The organism is Trichocoleus desertorum AS-A10 (assembly GCF_039962155.1).
GTDB lineage: Bacteria > Cyanobacteriota > Cyanobacteriia > FACHB-46 > FACHB-46 > Trichocoleus.
In genome coordinates this window covers 68,630-87,988 of the sequence record NZ_JAMPKN010000018.1, presented here as the reverse complement: position 1 = coordinate 87,988, position 19,359 = coordinate 68,630, and the positions used below count along the sequence as shown (strand labels likewise).

Sequence of the window (19,359 nt, the reverse complement as noted above, 5' to 3'; positions counted from 1 at the left end):
TAACGAATGAGTCTAGCAAACTCAAGTCCCACAACCTACACCTAAAGATGGCAAGTAGTTTTTTGTTGGCCAAAGCAGGTTAGGAACGCTTTAGATTTGACAGAATAAAGCTGTAGGCTGGGTTCAGTCAGGTTTGAAGAATAACACTAAAACTTCATTAATTACACAAAAGCCTACATTTACAACTGTTGCAATCGCACAACTCTGAGAAATCGCATGGACAACAATAATTTCATTAAGCAGCTACTGATGATTGGAGTGGGTACAACCTCTCTAGTAGCAGAAAAACTAAGGGAGGTCAGCGATGAATGGGTGAGAACAGGACAACTCAATCCTGAACAAGCCAAGAGGTTTGCAGATGACTTGATGACTCATCTCAAGTCGGAGCAGGGCAATTTAGATGCTCAGATGCAGCGACAGCTTCGTAACGTTTTGCAGGATCTGGGTGTGCCCAAGCAATCTGAAATGGATGAGCTACGGGGGCGGCTCGATCGCTTGGAGCGGCAAGTGCGGGATTTAGAAAATAAGTCGTGGCGCTAAAACGGGCGATCGCAGTATTCAACTCAGAGCTTAAACTGAAAAGCATACGCTAACCTGAAACAGCACTGGATGCTGGCTGCAAAGTTAGTTGTATTTTCGCTGCTAGGAGGAATTGAATTTTGCGGGAAATTTTAATTAGCTTGGGACTGATGCTAGCTTGCTGTGTACTGCTAGTCGTCACGCAGATTAGTGGTCGCAGTTCCGCGATCGCTGGGGAGTTGCAAAACACTCAACTCCAACCAGCAGTATCACAAACAGTGAGCAGCAGCTTAATTGCGCAAAACCCCCTATCTAACAACGCAGAGAAGTCCGAAAATACTGAGGTGGTAATGGATAGTAATGATGTCGTCACAACTCCTTCAGGGTTGCAGTACACCGAAATAGAAGCAGGAACTGGAGCAACTCCTCAGACTGGACAAACTGTCGTAGTGCACTACACAGGCACTTTAGAAGACGGCACAAAATTTGATAGCTCTCGCGATCGCGGTCAACCCTTTCGCTTCAAAATTGGAGTTGGTCAAGTAATCAAGGGTTGGGATGAAGGCGTAGGCACTATGAAGGTCGGTGGCCGTCGCAAGCTCGTGATTCCTGCTGAGTTGGGTTATGGTGCGCGTGGTGCTGGCGGTGTGATTCCACCTAACGCCACCTTGATTTTTGATGTTGAGCTGCTGAAAATCAGCTAATCCTTGGCAAGTTTTTTCATTTGAGCTGACCTCTTCCCAAATCTCTTCCAAGCTGAAAAGCCTGTCGAGCCTAGGGGAGGGGTTGGGGTTTAGGTTTTAGGTTTCGAGAAACTATTGGTTTCCATCACTTCAGCTGCCCAAGCAATTCCTCTAGAGTAGAGGCCATTGCATCGGTACTGTAGTGTTCTATGCACTTTTGTCGTGCCTTCAAACCTAATTGGCAAGCTGACTCCCAGTCCTGAAAGATGGCTCGAAGTTGCTCAGCAATTTGTTCTGGAGAATTAGGCTCAACTAGGTATCCGACTCCAGCCAAAATAGTCGGAATATCACCAACCTTGGTAGACAAAATTGGCTTTGCCATTGCCATACCGTCGGTTAGCTTGAGTGGGAATTGCGCCTTTGCCGTTGGTGTATCCCGCTGTGGCACCACCACCACATGAGCTGCCGCAACAATTTCAGGCATTTGCTCAACTGGGTATCTCGGCAATTGAATAATCCATTGTCCCCAGCGCTCAACCAGTTGGCGATCGTAGTCGTCTGGTCTACGGCCACCCACCATCACGAGTCTTAAATCTGGCTCGTTCAACATCTCTAAAGCCAGCAGAACATCTTCCAAACCTTTGTGAGGACGAGGTGTTCCAGGAAACATCAACACTCGGTATCCTGACAGACCGTAGCGCTCCCGGCTCGTCTCAAGATCATATTTTTCGGGATCAAATAAAGCCGTGTCTTTCCCATTGGGTAGGTAGGTGCCGCCAAACCGATCTTGGAGAAACTGAGTGTCTACAGTAATGGCATTCGCCCGACTGACCAGATTCTCGCTCCATTTCAAATACAAGGGGTGTTCTGGCTGTCTTAATGCCCCTTCCGGCTTCAACACATCCCTCGCCAACTGTTTCACCGTAGGACGGTAAGCCCATTTGTCGCCGCCGTACCAGCTTAGCTCCCAGTCATCAATATCTAAGACGACTGGACGTTTAGAAAATAATTGCTTCAATAAAGCCATACCAAAGCTGGTGGGCCTAGGCTTGATGGCGTAAATAATATCTCCATTCACCTGATCAAGCAGTTGCTTGGCTGGACTCAGTAGCCTTGGATAATTACAGCCAGGAAATGCATGAACTGGGAGGCCAATGGGTGGATTGGGGTAGATGGATGGACCGAAGAGAAACCCAACAACTTCTACGTCATAATCAAGTTTTTGTAGAACTTGGCTCAACAAATAAGCCCTTGTCACTCCACCGCCTGATAGGTCGGGTGTAATGACAGAAATTTTCTGGCGATTTTTAGCGGGTTGGGGGCTCAAGAGTGTAGAAGGATGGAATACAGTGATGCTACCAGAAGATTTAGTCGGCTAGTTTGAGGCGACCCGTTTGCAGATAATCAAAAACTAAGTTAATCTGCCGTCGGTCTTCAGAAGAAAGCTTAGAGTCGGAAAGAATTACAGAAGTTAATTGCAAATGCTCTCGGCGGCTCAGCTGTCCAGCTTGAATAATTTGCTCTGTAATTGTTTTTATGCTTAGGTTTGATTTACTTTGCGCTGTCCACACCATGAGTATGACTTGTCCTGATACGTCTAATAACGTTTGGCTGAGGCAGTCCTCATAAAGCTATTGTCATAGCTTTATCTCAGCGGTTTGGCAAAGCTGCAATGAGCACACAATGAAGACTTAGTGAATTTGTGTAAATCTCTCTCATTAAGGTGTGAGTTGATTGCCACCCATTGATAAATAGTCAAATTCCTTGAGTCGCTTGAGGGGCACTTAAGCCTAAAGTGTCGTTCAATTCTGGGAAACCAATGAGAAAATGGACTGATGCAAGTTTATCGACTCCCAGCCCTCTCCGATAATTACATTTTTGTCCTGCATGCTCCTGCCCAAGGGATAGCAGCAGTGGTAGATCCAGCAGAGGCGCAGCCAGTCTTAAAGTTTCTGGCTCAGCTTGGTGCAGAATTAGTGGCGATTTTTAATACTCACCATCATGGGGATCATGTGGGTGGAAATGTAGAGCTGCTACGCAAATTTCCCACCTTAACCGTGTATGGAGGGGAGGGCGATCGCGGACGCATTCCAGGACAACACAAGTTTCTGCAAGAAGGCGATCGCGTTCCATTTGGAGACCAAGAAGCAGAAGTGTTGTTTGTGCCAGGACATACCCGCGCCCACATCGCCTATTACTTTCCACCTATCAACCCCGAGGACGCAGGAGAGCTATTTTGTGGGGATACACTTTTTGCAGGCGGTTGTGGTCGCTTGTTTGAGGGGACTCCGGCGCAAATGGTGCAATCTTTAAGCAAGTTGCGAGCTTTGCCAGACAACACCAGGGTTTGGTGCGCCCATGAATATACCCTAAAGAATTTACAGTTTGCCTTAAGCGTGGAGAGCGCTAACTTAGATTTGCAAACCCGCTTAGCTGAGGTCGAAGCAATGCGTCAGCGTTCGGAAGCGACTGTACCCTCAAATTTGGGTTTGGAAAAACGCACAAATCCTTTCCTGCGCTGGGATGTGCCCCGGATTCAACAAGCCGTCAAGATGGCTGAGCAAGTGGAAACTTTTGCGCGTTTACGGCAACTTAAGGAGCAGTTTTAGAGAATAGTGGCACCTGTACTAAAGGTGACTGGGCAAAACGAAATGTGAGGGGATGCTAGGAGTTGACAGAAATTAGATGGTCGCTAAACTTGCGATCGCTCCTCACATTTCGATACGATAAAGTGTTCTGACGACAGCGACAACACCTCCCAAGGTACGCACAGTTAATCACAGGAAAGATCATGGCGAAACGTGTTCAGTTAGTTTTAAATCGGGATGTTAGCAAGCTAGGGAGAACAGGTGATCTGGTAGAAGTCGCTCCCGGCTACGCCCGCAATTACTTGATTCCTCAAGGCTTTGCTGTTAAGACCAACCCTGGCATTCTTAAGCAAGTAGAGCGTCGTAAAGAGAAAGAGCGTGTGCTATTGCTGGAACAAAAGCAGCAAGCTGAAACGCAAAAAGCAGTTCTAGAGAAGGCAACTCGTCTCACCATTCAGAAGCAGGTGGGTGAAGGCGATGCCATCTTCGGTACGGTTACAGCTCGTGAAGTCGTAGAAGCAATTCAGGCAGCGACAGGTGAAGATGTCGATCGCCGCGAAATTTCGCTGCCCGATATTAATAAGGTCGGAACTTACAGAGCAGAAATCAAACTGCATCCTGATGTGAGCGCTGTAGTGGAGATTGAAGTCGTTGCTAGCTAATGCTGGTTAGCTAATTCTTGCCGCTTGGAGTCGGTAGAATTCTGATATACATAACAGGCTAGTGTGTGAGGCCCCATAGAGGCTGCAACTGACCAGTTTTGTTCTTCAGTGTAGGACGGGTGAGTCAGCTACTCATCCGTCTCATTTGATCCAAACCTTTTTACAGTTGTCCCTGTTATGGTTCACGACTTAAGTTTCCAACCGCTGAGCGATCGCTTGCCCCCGCAAAACATTGATGCGGAAGAAGCCATCTTAGGTGGTATCTTGCTCGACCCAGAAGCTATCAATCGAGTGATTGATATTCTGCGGCCTGAGGCGTTTTACATTAGTGCGCATCAAGAAATCTATCGAACAGCAGTCACGCTCCATAGCCAAGGTAAGCCGACCGACCTCATGAGCCTCACAAGTTGGCTGCAAGATCACAGCCTGCTAGAAAAAGTAGGCGGGCAAAGCCGACTTGCTCAACTAGTAGATCGCACGATCAGCGCCGTCAACATTGATCAGTATGCCTCCCTGGTCATGGATAAGTTCTTGCGCCGCAAGTTGATTCAAGTTGGCACAGAGATCGCGCAGCTTGGTTATGAAACTAATAGCGAACTAGTCAAGATCCTTGACCAATCTGAGCAAAAAGTTTTTAGCATCACTCAAGACCGCCCGCAACAAGGTCTAGTCCCCACTTCCGATATTCTCACAGACACTTTTTCCGACATTGAAAGCCGCTCTTTAGGCATGGTGATGCCAGGGATCGCTTGTGGCTTTTACGACCTGGATGCCATGACTCAAGGTTTCCAGCGATCGGATTTGGTAATTGTGGCGGGTCGTCCGTCAATGGGGAAAACTAGCTTCGTCTTAAATATTGCTCGAAACATTTCCGCGTTTCACAAGCTACCCGTAGCAGTTTTTAGTTTGGAGATGTCCAAGGAGCAGTTGGTTTACCGCTTACTTTCCAGTGAGTCTCGCATTGAGAGCGGGCGTTTACGCTCTGGGCGGATCAGCCAGACTGAATGGGAACCTTTGGGGCACGCCATCAGCACATTGTCACAGCTAAATGTTTACATCGATGATACGCCGGACATCAGTGTGACCGAGATGCGCTCCAAGGCCCGTCGCTTGCAGGCAGAGAATGGAAAACCCTTGGGACTTATCTTGATCGATTACTTGCAGTTAATGGAGGGTAGTGGCTCAGACAACCGAGTTCAAGAGTTGTCGAAAGTAACTCGCGGACTGAAAGGTTTAGCACGGGAACTCGGTGTTCCAGTGATTGCCTTATCGCAGTTAAGCCGAGGTGTGGAATCTCGGACTAACAAGCGACCCATGATGTCTGACCTGAGGGAGTCGGGATCGATCGAGCAGGACGCGGATTTGATTATGATGATTTATCGCGACGAGTACTATAACCCAGATACACCCGATCGCGGAATTGCTGAGGTGATTATTACCAAGCATCGTAATGGTCCGGTCGGAACGGTAAAACTGCTATTTGAGCCGCAGTTCACCTGTTTTCGTAACTTGGCTTCTCCTAACCGCCCCTAAAGTTCATCAAGCTAATTTAGCTATTAACTTTGCCGTCAGGCATTTTGGCTCCCTTGAGGTTGGCATTCATTAAATTGGTGCTACTGAGCTCGGCTCGGACCAAGTTGGCATCAGTCAGATTGGCGTAACTCAAATCGGCTCTCGCTAAATAGGCATCAATCAAGTTAGCGTCAGTCAAGTTAGCATGGCGAAGGTTTGTACGGCTTAAGTCGGCTCGACTCAACTTCGCAGCAGTGAGATTAGCTTGCTCTAATTTAGCCTTGCTCAGCTTGGTATCAGGCAAGATGGCGTTATGTAGATTCGCGCCTGTTAGATCAACGTCGCATAATGTAGCTCGCTCCAGTTTGGCGTTGACCAAGTTTGCTCCGACTAGAATGGCACCGCTGAGTTGAGCCTCTGTGAGAAAAGTGCCACTGAGAATGGCACCTGTGAGATCTGCTTCACTCAGATCAACACCTCTTAACATAGCCTCGCTCAAGTTTGCGCCGCGCAGGTTCACTCTTGCTAGGTCAGCACCTGTTAAATTAACACCTCTCAGATCGGTTTTAGCTAAGTTTGCGCCTCTCAGATTAGCAACATATTGACGGTTCTCTTGGCGAAAATTAGCTCCTCGTAGACAAGCACCTGTGAGATTCGCACCGCTTAAGTTGGCATTGCGTAGATCAGCATCAATTAAATTGGCATCGAGTAAATTAGCCAAAGTAATGTCAGCACTGCGTAGATCCGCAGCTTGCAAGCTAGCACCATGCAGATCAGTATCATGAAGGTTAGCTCGGTGTAGATCTGCTTGGTTGAGGTTAGTCCCACTCAGTTTTGTACCTATTAAGTTGGCTTGACTTAAATTAGCTCGACTGAGGTACGCAAAAATGAATGATGCACCCTGCAAATCACTTTTAGAGAGGTTAATTCCAATTAAATCAGCTCCGTTTAAGTTAATGCCGCTCAAACTCAAGGCGTTAAAGTCAAGCTCACCAGCAGCATATCGCCCAATTAATTCATCTGCGTTCATAGAAGTTACTTGTAATTATTTATGCCAAAGCCTCATCCTAATCAGCAATTTTATTTCAGCTTTGAGCTGATATTTTAGGAGCTAATGTAGACGATAATTCGCAGGTTTGATCTAAGTCATCTAGCGATCGCGCTTCATCCTTAAAAAGGGGTTTTACAGTAGAACTAAACTGGCAAGTCTGCTCGGTCTCTACACTGGTATCAACATGGCCAGAAGTTAAGAGGGTTTCTTCAAAATTGAACTTAATCCTGGTTTGCTCAGGCGAGAAATGCTCTGAGTAAATTGGTGATGATATAGACGCAGCTGAACTAAGTTTCGGCTGGCGTTGTATGAGTGAATAAAAGGGTTGAACGCACTGAATGATGGCTCCCGCCGCCTGATTGTACTCATAGGGATCTTCTAAGCAACTGGCAATGATCTCTAGCCGAGATTCAAGGGTGGACAGGGTTTCACACTGTTCAAATAGTTGTTGTAGTAAATAATCAAATTCACAAGCTTTGAGAGCTGACCAATCAGAAGCGCTAAAAGAGAACTTATGCTGAAGTACTGAAAAGAGCAAAATTTTGGCTCGAAGAGGATTGGTATATTTCATGATTTCGAGCCTTAGTTCAAAGGGATCATATGCACTTTGAGCTAGCTCTGCTTCTGTTCCTAGCGATCGCGTTACCTGAGAAGCTGAATGTTGATCTATTGGTTGGGTGAAACTAGCCTCAGCTTGATTACTTGAAGGCAGAGCTAGTGGGAATGAATTAATGGATTGGCAGTAGAGAGCTTCAAGAGACTGAGTGATTGTATCGGCAATTAAAAAGTATTCTGCTTTCCGGTTTAAGGTACTAACAACACTGCTTAAAAGTAGTTTTAGATCAGTGAGGGTGCCAGCGATCGCATGTAGCTCGGCAATTAAAACTTCTAGGGGTATTGCTTGTAGCTTGCTTGGATCATTCTCCCAATAATTCCTACAGACGCAAAGAATTAGCTTTTTGATCCGAATCTTCTCTGGTTGAGCTTCTAGATGGGAGGAAACTTGTGTGTAACAAGTTGACTCTTTGGAATAAGCTTTTTGAGCAAATTGAGGCTCAACTACCAAATTCGTCTGCTCAGTGTGAATAACTATTTGTGTATCGCCGTTGTCACTCATTAACTGAGTTGAAGCTGACTTCTCAGGATATAAAGTACTGAAACAATTAATAATACTACTCGCAACCAGAGAATATTCGGTTTGGCGATTAAGGGTTCTTACAATACTGTTAAGTATTAGCTCTAGACTCTCTAGAGTTGGTGCTAGCTCCAAAGACTCTTCGATTAACTCTTGCCAGTGGTATTGCTGGAGCTGATCTAAGTTATTCTCCCAAATATTTTTGCAAATATAAGTGAGGATTTTTTTGATTCTAATTGAGTTTTTGTCTTGAGCAAGCCTATCAGCGACTCTAAGGGCCTCTTGTTGCTTCGAGGTAATATTTGACTCTAATGGGATCTCGCAATAAAGATTTTTAGTTTTTTGGAAAATAAGATTGGCAATTAAACCGTATTCTGCTGGTTTACTCAAACCTTGAGCGACCCTGGCTAGATGAGAATTGAGAACACTGGAAGTGGGATGAAGGCTAACTAATTCTTGAATAAGATTTTTTAGAGAATGAGAGTTAATAATATCTAAACTGTTTTCCCAAACATTTTTGCAAATATAAAAAATTAGCTTTTTAATCCGAATTGAGTTTGGATGCTGTTCTAGGTCATGGGCGATCGAATGTAGCAGCTCTGTATTTGCCATGATTTCTGTTTGGAAAAATGCACCTAAGCGAGCCGAGACAGCTCAAGGGAGAACTTAATGGAATTCTTTACCTTAAGCATGCCCAGTTACTTAGATGAACTTGGTACGTCACCAATAGGAGTTTATCTGGAATTAACTCCAGCTCTAGCAGTTGCAGTTTGACTACACCATCTCTTTAAAGTTTCCAGGGTTGTGCAAACCGCAACTACTGAATTTGTGGCTCCCTGTCCGGATTAGACGTTAGTGAATTCTTCAAGTTTCGCTGAAGGTCAATGCTTGACCCCGGACTTCTGTGTTCAGCTTCCCGTGGTCATAAACCACTTGGCCTCCCACAATAGTCGTTACAGGCCAGCCTGTTAACTCCCAACCTTCAAAGGGACTCCAGCGACACTTGGTTTGAAGCGTTTCACGCCGTACTGGAGCGTAGTTTTCTAGGTCAACAAGTACGAGGTTAGCATCGTAACCTGGAGCGATCGCGCCTTTTTTCGGAATTCCGTAAGCCTTGGTAACGGCTGTGGACATCCAATGAGCCACTTGAGCCACAGTGCAGCGTCCCGCTTTAGCTTGAGTCAACATCAGAGGTGGCGAGGTTTCAACTCCTGGCATGCCTGAAGGTGTGTTGGCGTAGGTTTGGGCTTTTTCTTCTAAGGTGTGAGGAGCGTGGTCAGTGGCAATAAAGTCAATTACACCATCGAATAAGGCTTGCCACAGCACCTCATTGTCGTGGGACGATCGCAGGGGTGGATTCATCTGGGCCACAGCGCCAATCTTGGCGTAGGCACCTGTATTCATCAGCAAGTGTTGGGGTGTCACTTCTGCCGTAACCCAATCGGGTTTCTCTCGACGTAGCAGTTCTGCCTCTTCTCCAGTGGACATGTGCAGAATATGGAGGCGACGCTGATATTTCTGGGATAACTTGAGCGCGAGTTGGGTGGCGAGCAGAGCCGCTTGATTATCTTGGATGGTGGAATGAATCGCTGGTAAATAAATCTTCCTTGTGTTCCAAACCTGGTTCGCGGAAGTAGAACTTGCGGGTCAATCACTCCTGGCAACAAAGTGAGTCCTTGAGCGTCTATTATTTCCTGGCTGACTGAGCTATTGATCGTGTCGGAGAGGTCGGGTGCCACCTGAACAATAGTCCCCCCCTCGATTTGTACATCTCCTACCATGAGTTCACCGCTGGGTAGGAGCACTTGGGCCTGACGAATGAGTAAATGAGAGGCAGAATGCATGGTGCTAACCGTTTGTGAGATAAGCAACTGGCTAAGATAACGTAATTTGATGCGTGTCTAAATATCGATTTTTATGTCAGAGTTTTACAAGCTCCCCATCGTTACATGGCAGTATCAAACCCATTTGTTGGATTGAATTGATAGGCTGGTAGTCTGAGTAACGCTTATAACTCTGAATTGATACCGCTCTTTTCCTTGGTAAGTAAACACCTATGACTCGTGTGCAGAATCAAGCGTCTGACGAAAATACCCAACCACAAGTTGAAAATCCTTGGTTAGAGGGACTCAAAACCATTGGGCTGAGTGTCATTTTAGCTTTGGGAATTCGCACTTTCGTCGCTGAAGCGCGCTATATCCCCTCCGGGTCAATGCTGCCAACGCTACAAATCAACGATCGCTTGATTGTAGATAAATTAAGCTACCACTTCCATAGCTTAGAGCGAGGCGATATTGTCGTGTTCTCTCCAACTCAAACCTTAAAAGACCAAGGCTTTAAGGATGCATTCATCAAACGGGTGATTGGTCTACCGGGTGAGAAGGTAGAAGTTAAGGGAGGGCGAGTCTATATCAATGACCAACCGTTGCGAGAAGAGTACATTGACGAGAAACCCAGCTATCAGTGGGGACCTGTGCAGGTAGCTTCTGACTCTTATTTAGTGCTGGGCGATAACCGCAATAACAGCTACGACAGCCACTACTGGGGGTTTGTCCCTCGCGATCGCATCATTGGTCGAGCTGTGGTGCGTTTCTGGCCTCCCAATCGAGTTGGAGAGTTAGGCCAAGAGCCAGCTTACGAACTTAAGTCTGCTCAGTAATTCTTTAAAGACTAGAACACCAGGTTTGCACAATCTGACCAAGCAGCTCTTGACCCAACCAAGGTGTGTTAATAGATAAAGACTTAAGAGACTGCCCGTTCACCACCCAAGGCTGGCTGGGGTCAAACAAAGCCAGTTCAGCAGGTTGGCTAGGTGCGACTGTGGCGACAGGCTGTTGCAGACATTTGGCTGGATTGCTGCTGAGTACGCGCCAAAGCTCTAACGCTGTCCATTCACCACTCATGACAAAGCGTTGCCATAGTAGTGGCAGTGCTAACTCTAATCCGATCGCGCCTGGAGGAGCCTCGGCAAAAGCCACTGTTTTTTCTTCGTAGGCGTAAGGAGTGTGATCGATCGCGATCGCATCTAACACGCCTTGCTTCACCCCATCAATTAGAGCGGCTTGATCCGTTGGGTTGCCTAATGGAGGCTCCAGCCGTAAGTTGGGGTCGTAGCTTTGAATCGCCTGACTATTGAGCAACAAATGCATCCAGGTGGTGCTGGCCGTAATGGGCAGACCACGCTCTTTAGCCGCATGAATCAATTCCACGCTACGGGCCGTCGAGACCCGCATGATATGCACAGGGGTGTCGATCGCTGCAACGAGTTCGAGGAGAGCCGCGATCGCAGTGGTTTCGGCGATCGCAGGACTTCCAGGCAAGCCAAAGCGAATTGATTCCGGTCCCTCTCGCATCACCCCATTCCCTGTTAGCTTAGGGTCGCAAGGCCAAAGCGCCACAGGTTTTTGTAATGGCTGGAGGTATTCCAGTAACCGTCGCAGAAGTCCATAACTGGATAAAGCTCGACCATCGGCAAAACCCACAACGCCCGCTGCTAGTTCGGCTAGCTCGGTCATTTGTTGTCCTTGCACCCCCAGCGTCAAAGCGCCCCATGCCTGCACTTGGACTGGAAGCTGAAATTGCCGTTTGTCTTCCAACCAGGCGAGTCCAGCAGGATTATCTAAGGCGGGAGTCGTGTCAGGCAGGATATTTAGGCGCGTGAAGCCACCCGCGATCGCGGCCTGCTGCAAAGAACGTAGGGTTTCCCTATCCTCAAATCCGGGCTCGCCAGAGTGGCTGTATAAATCGACTAACCCTGGCCCTAAGATCATGCCTTGGCTATCTCGGACCTGAGTATTGGCGGGCCACTCAGGGATAGAGTCTGCGATCGCCTCAATCTTGCCATCGACAATCAAGACATCGGCCACGCGATCAGTCATCGCCGCAGGATCTAAGACCCGGACTTGTTGGAGCAGTTCATTAGTCATGATGCCTTCGTACCTACAAAGCTCCTGCTGCCGTTTTGTCTAAAACTCCACCTGCTAGGTGAGACGTAATATTCATCGCTTGCAAGACAGGTTGCCCTGCTGGGCCTTTGGGGTAGTCAATCACACTCACTGCCCCATTCCCTTGCTTGAAGTTCCAGAAGTTTTCTGGCCCTAAACCCGCTACATGACACAAAATGGCCTTGTTGATGGCATCATGAGCCACCACTAATACAGTTTGGGGGGTGGGAGATGCAGCCGCTGTTTCGACAATAGCGTTCCAAGCTGCGATCGCCCGATCCCAAACCTGTTGCAGGTTCTCACCTTCAGGCATCTGTACGGCTTCTGGAGTCGCTTGCCAGCGTTGCAACTCACCCGGAAACTCTGCCTCAATCTCTGATTCTAGCTTGCCTTCCCACAAACCATGACTGATTTCTTGCAAGGTATCGTCGAGTTTTAATTCAATGTTGGGGTGGTGTTGCAGAATAATTTCTGCTGTTTCTTTGGGCCGCTGCATTGAGCTACTCACCGCCGCATCAATGCTAATGGAGCGCAAAAACTCAGCTGCTTGTCGAGCTTGTTCGCGCCCATTGTCATTGAGTGGGACATCAATTTGACCTTGGAAGCGTTTCTGCCGATTCCATTCCGTTTCTCCGTGCCGCACTAGCAAGAGGCGGGGTCCCTTTTGACCAGTGCGACGCTTTGGCAACGGCTCGCCAAAGTGGGCGGTCAAGTTCAAAGACTCTACCTGCACAGGCGCGTCTAAGCCACCGGCAAAGTTTAAGACTGTAATGCCGCAGTTAGATTGCTGCAAAGATTGGTAGCGATCGCAATCTAGACCAATGGCAGTGCTGATCAAAGCTCGATTAATGCCGCTGTGAGCAACAACCAGAATTGTTTGGTCCCCATGCCGAGGTAAAACTTCTTGCCAAAACTGTCGAGCTTGTTCGTAAAGCGCTGGGACTGGAAAGAAATCAACTGTGCCGTTCGGTCCAGGGATTTCCATCCGTAGTTTATGCGGTTGGTCTCGCCACAACTGGATATCCTCGGGGAATTTGGCTTCGACCTCATCAAACAATATGCCTTCCCAGAGCACCAGATTAATTTCCTTGAGGTTGTCGGTTAGCTGGATTTCGGGAGGATAATGAGTAGCCGTCGGAAAGCAGGAAAGCGCTAGCTGAGCTGTTTCTTTCGCTCGTTTCAGCGGACTGCTATACACTGCATCGAAGGTGAGGCCACTCAAAGCTGCCCCAACTTTTTGAGCCGCAGCACGACCTGTTTCAGTTAAGGTTGATTGGTCACAGTGACCCTGAACACGGCGCTCAACGTTATAGCTACTCTCACCGTGGCGCACAAGAATGACACGAGTACTCAGGGCTTTATCCTCCAATCAAATCAGGGCAGGGGTGTCAGAAATAGAGCGAACGATCGCCAATAATGCAGAGTCTTTATTAAAGACCCATACAAAAGAGACCAGAAGAATTTTACCCCGTCGAGGAGACGCGCTGGATCACGAAAGATACGGTCTATGCTGCTGTTTGTACTAGCCGCGATCGCCTATCTCTCCTGAGAAGCTGCTGGCTCTAACTGCTGATAGGCCGCGGAGCAGGACTAGCAATGAGATAATGCCTTTGAGGCTGATTAACATTGCACTTACATTCAGATCAAGCATTTAGATCAAGCTGAACGGGCTCATCACTCCAAATTGGGGGTGAAATCACTGCACTTGCTGCTGGGGAAGGGAATGAAACTGAAGCAATTGATTTTAGGGGTTCTGACGATTATTGCGATCGCTTTTATTGGCTTATCTTTAGCCCAAAGCTGGAGCCAGCCTCAAGTTCAGAGCCGTTTAGAACTCTATCAAACCAATCTGTTGCTGCACGCTTCCGAGTGGCAAGGCGATGCCAACAGCGATGTAGATCTCAAAGGCGCACGAGATAAATTGATTGGCGATGAACCCGTCAAAGCCGCTTTGAAACAGTACCAAGAAGCTCGGCAATCGGTGGCAGGCACTTTAGCTAAATTGGAAACGCGATCGCAGCCTACATTAGAAGACCGCCCATTAGCCCGCACCTTGAAGCCAGAAACACAGCCTAAAGTTGCTCCAGCCACAGAAACACCCGCTCCCAAAACCCAGGCCCAACAAAGCCAAGAACCCATCACTCAGATGACTCGCCTCATTCATGAGTTGGACTTGAGGTTAGGGGTTTTACAGGCTCAACAAGAACAAACCGTTGCGGCTTTGGCAACTTGGAACCAGTTGATTGACACGACTCAACCTAGTAGCCAATTCAGCAGTCTGGGTAAGACAGCAACGGCTTTAGTAGGTTTGTGGAGTACTCCTTCCAGCCTTCTACCCGATGCTGAACTGCAAATCAAACAAGAATTAGATGGCTGGTTTCGCTACCAAGCTCTGACGCGATTGTACAAACTGCAACAACGCCAAACGAGTCTCAGCGAATTGCAAACTACCGAACAAGACCTGGCTCAGCAAGCCGCTTTGAAGTTGTTACTCATTGCTGGGATTCCAGTGTTTGGCTTTTTGATTGGCATTGGCATTTTGGTCTATTTAGTTGTGCAATGGCTCGTGAAAGGTAAGCAAGCCTTGTTAGTGCAAAATGGAACCTTGAGTTGGCCGACTTCTTGGGGTGGCGAAACTATTTGGCAAGTTTTAGTCCTCTTTTTCGTAGGGCAATTTTTTGTCGGTCAAATTGCCTTGCCCTTGGGGCTGCAACTTTTAGGCATCAACCCTGCTAGCTTTGATAGCCGGACGCAAGCCATTTATATTCTGGCTGTGTATGCCTTGCTGGTAACTGTCGGGCTTCTGGTTCTCTACAGCTCTTTGAAGCCATTCCTACCCTTGCCTGATGAAGAGTATGAAGACTGGTTCCGCATCAATGGCGGAGGCAACTGGTTTTGGTGGGGGCTGGGCGGTTATTTCATGGCTCTACCTCTAGTAATTTTGGTGTCGTTGATCAACCAACAGTTTTGGCAAGGACAGGGAGGTAGCAATCCCATTTTGCCGATTGTGTTAGAGGGCCGAGATAATGTGGCCTTGGTAATCTTTTTCCTGACCGCCTCGGTCGCGGCTCCTTTGTTTGAAGAAGTGATGTTCCGGGGCTTCCTGCTGCCATCCTTGACCCGCTACGTGCCTGTCTGGGGAGCAATTACTATCAGTGCTTTTCTATTTGCCCTGGCTCACCTGAGCCTGTCAGAAATATTACCGCTGATGGTTTTGGGGATGGTGTTGGGGTTTGTCTACACGCGATCGCGCAATCTCCTTGCTCCCATGCTGATGCACAGCCTTTGGAATAGCGGTACTTTGCTGAGTCTCTTTATTCTGGGCAGTGGCTCAACTTAGGCTGAAGCATGCGGCTGAGCAATTAAAATTCCAAATTTGGGCTTGAGAGCAAAAAACTTAGCGGCTTTACGGCAATTTTTGGAGTCTTCGCCTACCCTCAAAGAAGAGATGCCCATTTAGGTATCCCGTGATGGCGGTAGATCGAAAAGCTTATGCAACTGACTCCAGACCAAATTGTTGCAACTCCAAACTCCTCAGAAATTGTAACTTTAGAAGTTGCGGGGATGAAGTGTGCAGGCTGTGTCCGAACGGTGGAACAGCAACTTAGCCAACACCCTGGAGTGATTTCTGCCTCAGTCAACTTAGTAACTGAAGTCGCAACAGTTGAGTGTGCAGCAGGCATTGCTGATCCTGCTATTTTGGCTCAAGCAGTGACTGAAGCAGGCTTCCCGACACAACCGAGATTTGTAGCCGCAGAGAATGATGCGACTCCTGGGGTCGGTTCTACCTCAACAAGCTTTAAAGAACGACATCAACTCGAAATTCAACAACAAACCCGCCGAACTGCGATCGCAGGTTTACTCCTACTGCTGTCTGGGTTAGGCCACGTTGGACAGTGGGGCTGGTTAACCCTTCCCATCCTCAGCAATATTTGGTTTCATTGGGGACTGGCAACAATAGCACTGGTAGGGCCAGGGCGGTTCATTTTGGTCGAAGGCTGGCGAGGGCTACGACGCAACGCCCCCAACATGAATACGCTTGTTGGTTTGGGCACCTTCACTGCTTACACCGCTAGTTGTATTGCTCTGTTCTTTCCCAGCTTGGGCTGGGAGTGTTTCTTTGATGAACCCGTGATGTTAGTGGGGTTTATCTTGCTAGGCCGTACGTTGGAACAGCGAGCTAGAGGCCGAGCCGTTGCCGCTTTTGAGGCTTTGATCGCGCTTCAACCTCGCGTTGCGCGGTTGATTCCCCAACCCACCATTGATTCGGGCAACCAAAGTGCGATCGCCTCACAGACCTGTGTAGAGATTCCGGCGGAGCGAGTGCGGGTCGGGGAGTGGCTGCAAGTGCTACCGGGAGAAAAAATGCCTGTAGACGGCAAGTTGGTGGCTGGACAAACCACAGTCGATGAATCGATGCTGACCGGAGAAGCTTTACCCGTGCTCAAACAGCCTGGGGAACTAGTCGCAGCAGGCACCCTGAACCAATCAGGAGCGATCGCCATCCAAGCCACCCGCACAGGCAAGGACACGACGCTGGCTCAAATCATTGCTCTGGTAGAAACGGCTCAAACTCGCAAGGCCCCGATCCAGCATTTAGCTGACATTGTGGCTGGGTATTTTACCTATACAGTCATGGCGATCGCGGCTGTCACCTTTGTCTTTTGGTACGGGATTGGCACTCACGTTTGGCCCGAAGTTCTAAGCCACCACATAGCGATCGCGTCTCTAACGACTCATGCTCACCTAATTCAGCAGAGCCACTTAGCAGACTTGCCGGCTCAAACCTCACCGTTACTATTAAGCCTGAAGTTAGCGATCGCCGTGTTGGTCGTTGCCTGTCCCTGTGCTTTAGGTTTGGCGACTCCAACCGCGATCTTGGTGGGTTCGAGTTTAGGGGCTGAGCAAGGATTACTGATTCGTGGCGGAGATGTTTTGGAGCAAGTCCATCACCTCGACACCATCGTGTTTGATAAAACTGGCACTCTGACTGCGGGACAGCCAACAGTCACCGATTGTTTACCTTTAGCCACTGTCAATCCTCAGATTGCACCACTCTCTGTGGAAGATTTATTGCAGCTTGCAGCCACAGTGGAAAGTGGAGCCCGCCATCCTCTGGGCGCAGCTATTTTACAGCAAGCCCAAATTCAGAAGTTAGATCTTTTACCCGCTAAAGATTTCTACACGGAGCCAGGACGGGGAGTTTCGGCCTTGGTCAGCGATCGCTTAGTGGTGTTGGGTAATGCCGACTGGCTGAGACACCAAGGGATTGTGGTGAGTGACGTTGCTCAGGCTCAAGCAGAAGTATTAGCGCAAGCTGGCAAAACTGTGGTCTACGTTGCGATCGCAGGCACACTAGTTGGCTTAATTGCTGCTGTTGATCCTCTGCGGTCTGATGCCCATGCCACTGTCAAACAGCTACAACAAATGGGCTTGCGGGTTCACCTCTTAAGTGGCGATCGCCCCGAGGTTGCGGCTCTGATTGCTAAATCTGTGGGCATTGCTGCGGAAAACGTACAGTCTGGAATTCAGCCTGCGGAAAAAGCTGCCGCGATCGCTCAATTACAAAAACTCGGCCATCAAGTTGCGATGGTAGGCGATGGCATCAATGATGCTCCAGCGTTGGCCCAAGCCGATATCGGTATTTCTTTGTACTCTGGTACGGATGTGGCTGTCGAGACCGCCGAAATTGTGCTGATGCGCGATCGCCTGATGGACGTTGTAAAATCAATTCGCCTGAGTCGCGCCACCTTTAAAAAAATTCGTCAGAACTTGTTCTGGGCTTTTGCTTACAACATTCTAGGGATTCCCCTCGCTGCGGGTACTTTCCTAGTGACAACAGGGTTTGTTCTGAGCCCAGCGGCAGCGGGAGCAATGATGGCTTTTAGTTCTGTCAGTGTGGTGACAAATTCACTTTTACTTCGTTACACCCAGTCTCCCCTTAAGAATGAAACGGGTAGCAAAGCTTAATTGAATTCTGATATTACAAGCGATTGTTAAAAACCTGAAATGTTTGTTTAAGAGCCATCAACCTCTATCTATTGATTCAAATGGGTAAACTAATTAAGACATGGCTACTATGAGTAATTTTTAGGCACAAACCTCTCAAACTTTCGTCAGGCTCTGCATTATAAGTTTTTTCTAGTTATTTGAAATTCAGCGTTATGGCTTCAGAACCTAAGCAAAGTCATCTTTTGATTATTGAAGACGACAAGGGGCAAAGACACTTCACCCTTGATGGCTCGGTATACACGATTGGTAGAGATGTTAAATGTGACATCTGTCTTGCTTCACTATTTGTATCTCGACGGCACGCCACCTTAGTAAAGCTGCCAAAGGAAAATGGTAGCTACTTCTATCGGATTCAGGATGGCAGTCTCAAAGGCAAGCCTAGCGTGAATGGGTTGTTGGTCAATGGCCATAAGTTACAGGGACATGATCTGCAAAACAAAGACGTAGTGGTTTTTGGTCCTTCGGTTCGGATCATTTACTTTGTTTTGGAAGAAGATGCACTAGCCAACTTAGATCCTGACGATCTAGAGATCCCGGAATTTGACGTGACGCTGATTGATCCTCGGATGGTAGGCGTTGCTTCGGAAGATTGACGGCTAACTCCAAACCCTGCCACTTTGAATGGACCTGGCGTCATTTGCCAGTTATAACTGAAATAAGTTCGTCCACTGCACCCACAACTTGGCGATGGCACCAGAACCGATCCAAAATCACTTATTAATCATTGAAGACGGCAAAGGTCGGCGCAAGTTTGTTCTTGGTAAATCTCTTTATTCAATTGGTCGAGATGTCGGGTGTGATATCCGTCTCTCTTCCTTATTTGTAGGCCGTCATCATGCGAACTTGATTCAAAAATCCCATGAGGATGGAAGCTGTTACTATCGAATCGTAGATGGTGATCTTGACGGTAAGCCTAGTGTGAATGGATTGCTGATCAACGGCCACAAGCTTCAAGGCCATGACCTAAAAAACGAAGATGTGGTTGTTTTTGGCCCTTGCGTCCGTGTAATCTACTTCATCCTAGAAGACGGCACCATTAACAGTTTTGATCCCGATACTTGGGACATCCCTGAATTTGATATCACTTTAATTGATCCCAAAATGGTGGGTGTTGCTCCTGAAGATTGAGAGGCGATCGCTGCTGTAGCTCGCATAAATTGGCAGCGGTGACTCGTCATAGTTGCAGCATGCTTAAAGACCTATTACGACTCAATTAGGTCGATAATTAGGGAAAATAGGCTAGGATACAGGCA

Annotated in this window: 17 protein-coding genes; 10 read left to right on the top strand and 7 right to left on the bottom strand. The window is 47.9% G+C overall.

The window, feature by feature from the left end; genetic code table 11:
• The first annotated feature begins 216 nt into the window (after positions 1–216).
• Positions 217–540, top strand: coding sequence for a phasin family protein (locus NDA01_RS20565; protein ID WP_190437905.1), 324 nt, complete (start codon positions 217–219; stop codon positions 538–540).
• 119 nt (positions 541–659) lie between these two features.
• Positions 660–1,223: an FKBP-type peptidyl-prolyl cis-trans isomerase gene (locus NDA01_RS20560; protein ID WP_348229422.1), complete on the top strand. Its 564-nt coding sequence runs from the start codon at positions 660–662 to the stop codon at positions 1,221–1,223.
• Positions 1,224–1,347: 124 nt separating this feature from the next.
• On the opposite strand, the gene NDA01_RS20555 is transcribed toward NDA01_RS20560, so the two are convergent.
• Together NDA01_RS20555 and NDA01_RS20550 are read right to left on the bottom strand one after the other, a co-directional pair.
• Complete coding sequence (locus tag NDA01_RS20555; protein ID WP_348229421.1) at positions 1,348–2,529, bottom strand: glycosyltransferase family 4 protein; 1,182 nt, start codon at positions 2,527–2,529, stop codon at positions 1,348–1,350.
• 40 nt (positions 2,530–2,569) lie between these two features.
• On the bottom strand, positions 2,570–2,776 hold the full coding sequence (locus NDA01_RS20550) for a hypothetical protein (protein ID WP_348229420.1): 207 nt from the start codon (positions 2,774–2,776) through the stop codon (positions 2,570–2,572).
• A gap of 261 nt (positions 2,777–3,037) precedes the next feature.
• On the opposite strand from NDA01_RS20550, the gene gloB reads away from it, so the two are divergent.
• From gloB to dnaB, 3 genes are all read left to right on the top strand, one after another.
• Positions 3,038–3,811 carry a hydroxyacylglutathione hydrolase gene (gene gloB / locus NDA01_RS20545; protein WP_348229419.1) on the top strand — a complete coding sequence of 258 codons (774 nt, stop codon included), beginning with the start codon at positions 3,038–3,040 and terminating at the stop codon, positions 3,809–3,811.
• A gap of 182 nt (positions 3,812–3,993) precedes the next feature.
• Positions 3,994–4,452: a 50S ribosomal protein L9 gene (gene rplI, locus NDA01_RS20540; RefSeq protein ID WP_190437916.1), complete on the top strand. Its 459-nt coding sequence runs from the start codon at positions 3,994–3,996 to the stop codon at positions 4,450–4,452.
• A 177-nt stretch (positions 4,453–4,629) separates the two neighbouring features.
• A complete protein-coding gene (gene dnaB, locus NDA01_RS20535; RefSeq protein WP_190562469.1) occupies positions 4,630–5,985 on the top strand; it encodes a replicative DNA helicase in 1,356 nt (451 codons plus the stop codon).
• Positions 5,986–6,001: 16 nt separating this feature from the next.
• On the opposite strand, the gene NDA01_RS20530 is transcribed toward dnaB, so the two are convergent.
• The 3 genes from NDA01_RS20530 to NDA01_RS31950 form a co-directional block, all read right to left on the bottom strand.
• A complete protein-coding gene (locus tag NDA01_RS20530) occupies positions 6,002–6,994 on the bottom strand; it encodes a pentapeptide repeat-containing protein (protein ID WP_348229418.1) in 993 nt (330 codons plus the stop codon).
• A 55-nt stretch (positions 6,995–7,049) separates the two neighbouring features.
• The gene (locus tag NDA01_RS20525) at positions 7,050–8,762 is read right to left on the bottom strand and encodes a hypothetical protein (RefSeq protein ID WP_348229417.1); all 1,713 of its coding nucleotides are present in this window, start codon (positions 8,760–8,762) and stop codon (positions 7,050–7,052) included.
• Positions 8,763–9,014: 252 nt separating this feature from the next.
• Complete coding sequence (locus tag NDA01_RS31950) at positions 9,015–9,638, bottom strand: amidohydrolase family protein (RefSeq protein ID WP_431193474.1); 624 nt, start codon at positions 9,636–9,638, stop codon at positions 9,015–9,017.
• A gap of 568 nt (positions 9,639–10,206) precedes the next feature.
• Here NDA01_RS31950 and lepB point away from each other — a divergent pair.
• A complete protein-coding gene (lepB, locus tag NDA01_RS20515; RefSeq protein WP_190437923.1) occupies positions 10,207–10,809 on the top strand; it encodes a signal peptidase I in 603 nt (200 codons plus the stop codon).
• A gap of 4 nt (positions 10,810–10,813) precedes the next feature.
• On the opposite strand, the gene NDA01_RS20510 is transcribed toward lepB, so the two are convergent.
• Together NDA01_RS20510 and NDA01_RS20505 are read right to left on the bottom strand one after the other, a co-directional pair.
• Positions 10,814–12,076 (bottom strand): dihydroorotase, encoded by a 1,263-nt coding sequence (locus NDA01_RS20510; protein ID WP_348229416.1) that lies wholly within the window; start codon positions 12,074–12,076, stop codon positions 10,814–10,816.
• 13 nt (positions 12,077–12,089) lie between these two features.
• Positions 12,090–13,463, bottom strand: a complete 1,374-nt coding sequence (locus tag NDA01_RS20505) for a histidine phosphatase family protein (protein WP_348229415.1) — start codon at positions 13,461–13,463, stop codon at positions 12,090–12,092.
• Between the two features lie 354 nt (positions 13,464–13,817).
• Here NDA01_RS20505 and NDA01_RS20500 point away from each other — a divergent pair, with 354 nt between their 5' ends.
• From NDA01_RS20500 to NDA01_RS20485, 4 genes are all read left to right on the top strand, one after another.
• Positions 13,818–15,434 carry a CPBP family intramembrane glutamic endopeptidase gene (locus tag NDA01_RS20500; protein WP_348229414.1) on the top strand — a complete coding sequence of 539 codons (1,617 nt, stop codon included), beginning with the start codon at positions 13,818–13,820 and terminating at the stop codon, positions 15,432–15,434.
• Positions 15,435–15,586: 152 nt separating this feature from the next.
• Complete coding sequence (locus NDA01_RS20495; RefSeq protein WP_348229413.1) at positions 15,587–18,064, top strand: heavy metal translocating P-type ATPase; 2,478 nt, start codon at positions 15,587–15,589, stop codon at positions 18,062–18,064.
• 194 nt (positions 18,065–18,258) lie between these two features.
• Positions 18,259–18,699: an FHA domain-containing protein gene (locus NDA01_RS20490; RefSeq protein ID WP_348229412.1), complete on the top strand. Its 441-nt coding sequence runs from the start codon at positions 18,259–18,261 to the stop codon at positions 18,697–18,699.
• 94 nt (positions 18,700–18,793) lie between these two features.
• On the top strand, positions 18,794–19,234 hold the full coding sequence (locus NDA01_RS20485; RefSeq protein ID WP_190562481.1) for an FHA domain-containing protein: 441 nt from the start codon (positions 18,794–18,796) through the stop codon (positions 19,232–19,234).
• The last annotated feature ends 125 nt before the right edge of the window (positions 19,235–19,359 follow it).

What these genes read in the sequence shown, in the direction of transcription:
- rplI (WP_190437916.1), top strand. Translation starts at nt 3,994, where the DNA reads ATGGCGAAACGTGTTCAGTTAGTTTTAAATCGGGATGTTAGCAAGCTA.
- dnaB (WP_190562469.1), top strand. Translation starts at nt 4,630, where the DNA reads ATGGTTCACGACTTAAGTTTCCAACCGCTGAGCGATCGCTTGCCCCCG.
- lepB (WP_190437923.1), top strand. Translation starts at nt 10,207, where the DNA reads ATGACTCGTGTGCAGAATCAAGCGTCTGACGAAAATACCCAACCACAA.
- NDA01_RS20550 (WP_348229420.1), bottom strand. Translation starts at nt 2,776, where the DNA reads ATGGTGTGGACAGCGCAAAGTAAATCAAACCTAAGCATAAAAACAATT.
- NDA01_RS20495 (WP_348229413.1), top strand. Translation starts at nt 15,587, where the DNA reads ATGCAACTGACTCCAGACCAAATTGTTGCAACTCCAAACTCCTCAGAA.
- NDA01_RS20565 (WP_190437905.1), top strand. Translation starts at nt 217, where the DNA reads ATGGACAACAATAATTTCATTAAGCAGCTACTGATGATTGGAGTGGGT.
- NDA01_RS20530 (WP_348229418.1), bottom strand. Translation starts at nt 6,994, where the DNA reads ATGAACGCAGATGAATTAATTGGGCGATATGCTGCTGGTGAGCTTGAC.
- NDA01_RS31950 (WP_431193474.1), bottom strand. Translation starts at nt 9,638, where the DNA reads ATGTCCACTGGAGAAGAGGCAGAACTGCTACGTCGAGAGAAACCCGAT.
- NDA01_RS20525 (WP_348229417.1), bottom strand. Translation starts at nt 8,762, where the DNA reads ATGGCAAATACAGAGCTGCTACATTCGATCGCCCATGACCTAGAACAG.
- gloB (WP_348229419.1), top strand. Translation starts at nt 3,038, where the DNA reads ATGCAAGTTTATCGACTCCCAGCCCTCTCCGATAATTACATTTTTGTC.
- NDA01_RS20500 (WP_348229414.1), top strand. Translation starts at nt 13,818, where the DNA reads ATGAAACTGAAGCAATTGATTTTAGGGGTTCTGACGATTATTGCGATC.
- NDA01_RS20490 (WP_348229412.1), top strand. Translation starts at nt 18,259, where the DNA reads ATGGCTTCAGAACCTAAGCAAAGTCATCTTTTGATTATTGAAGACGAC.
- NDA01_RS20485 (WP_190562481.1), top strand. Translation starts at nt 18,794, where the DNA reads ATGGCACCAGAACCGATCCAAAATCACTTATTAATCATTGAAGACGGC.
- NDA01_RS20510 (WP_348229416.1), bottom strand. Translation starts at nt 12,076, where the DNA reads ATGACTAATGAACTGCTCCAACAAGTCCGGGTCTTAGATCCTGCGGCG.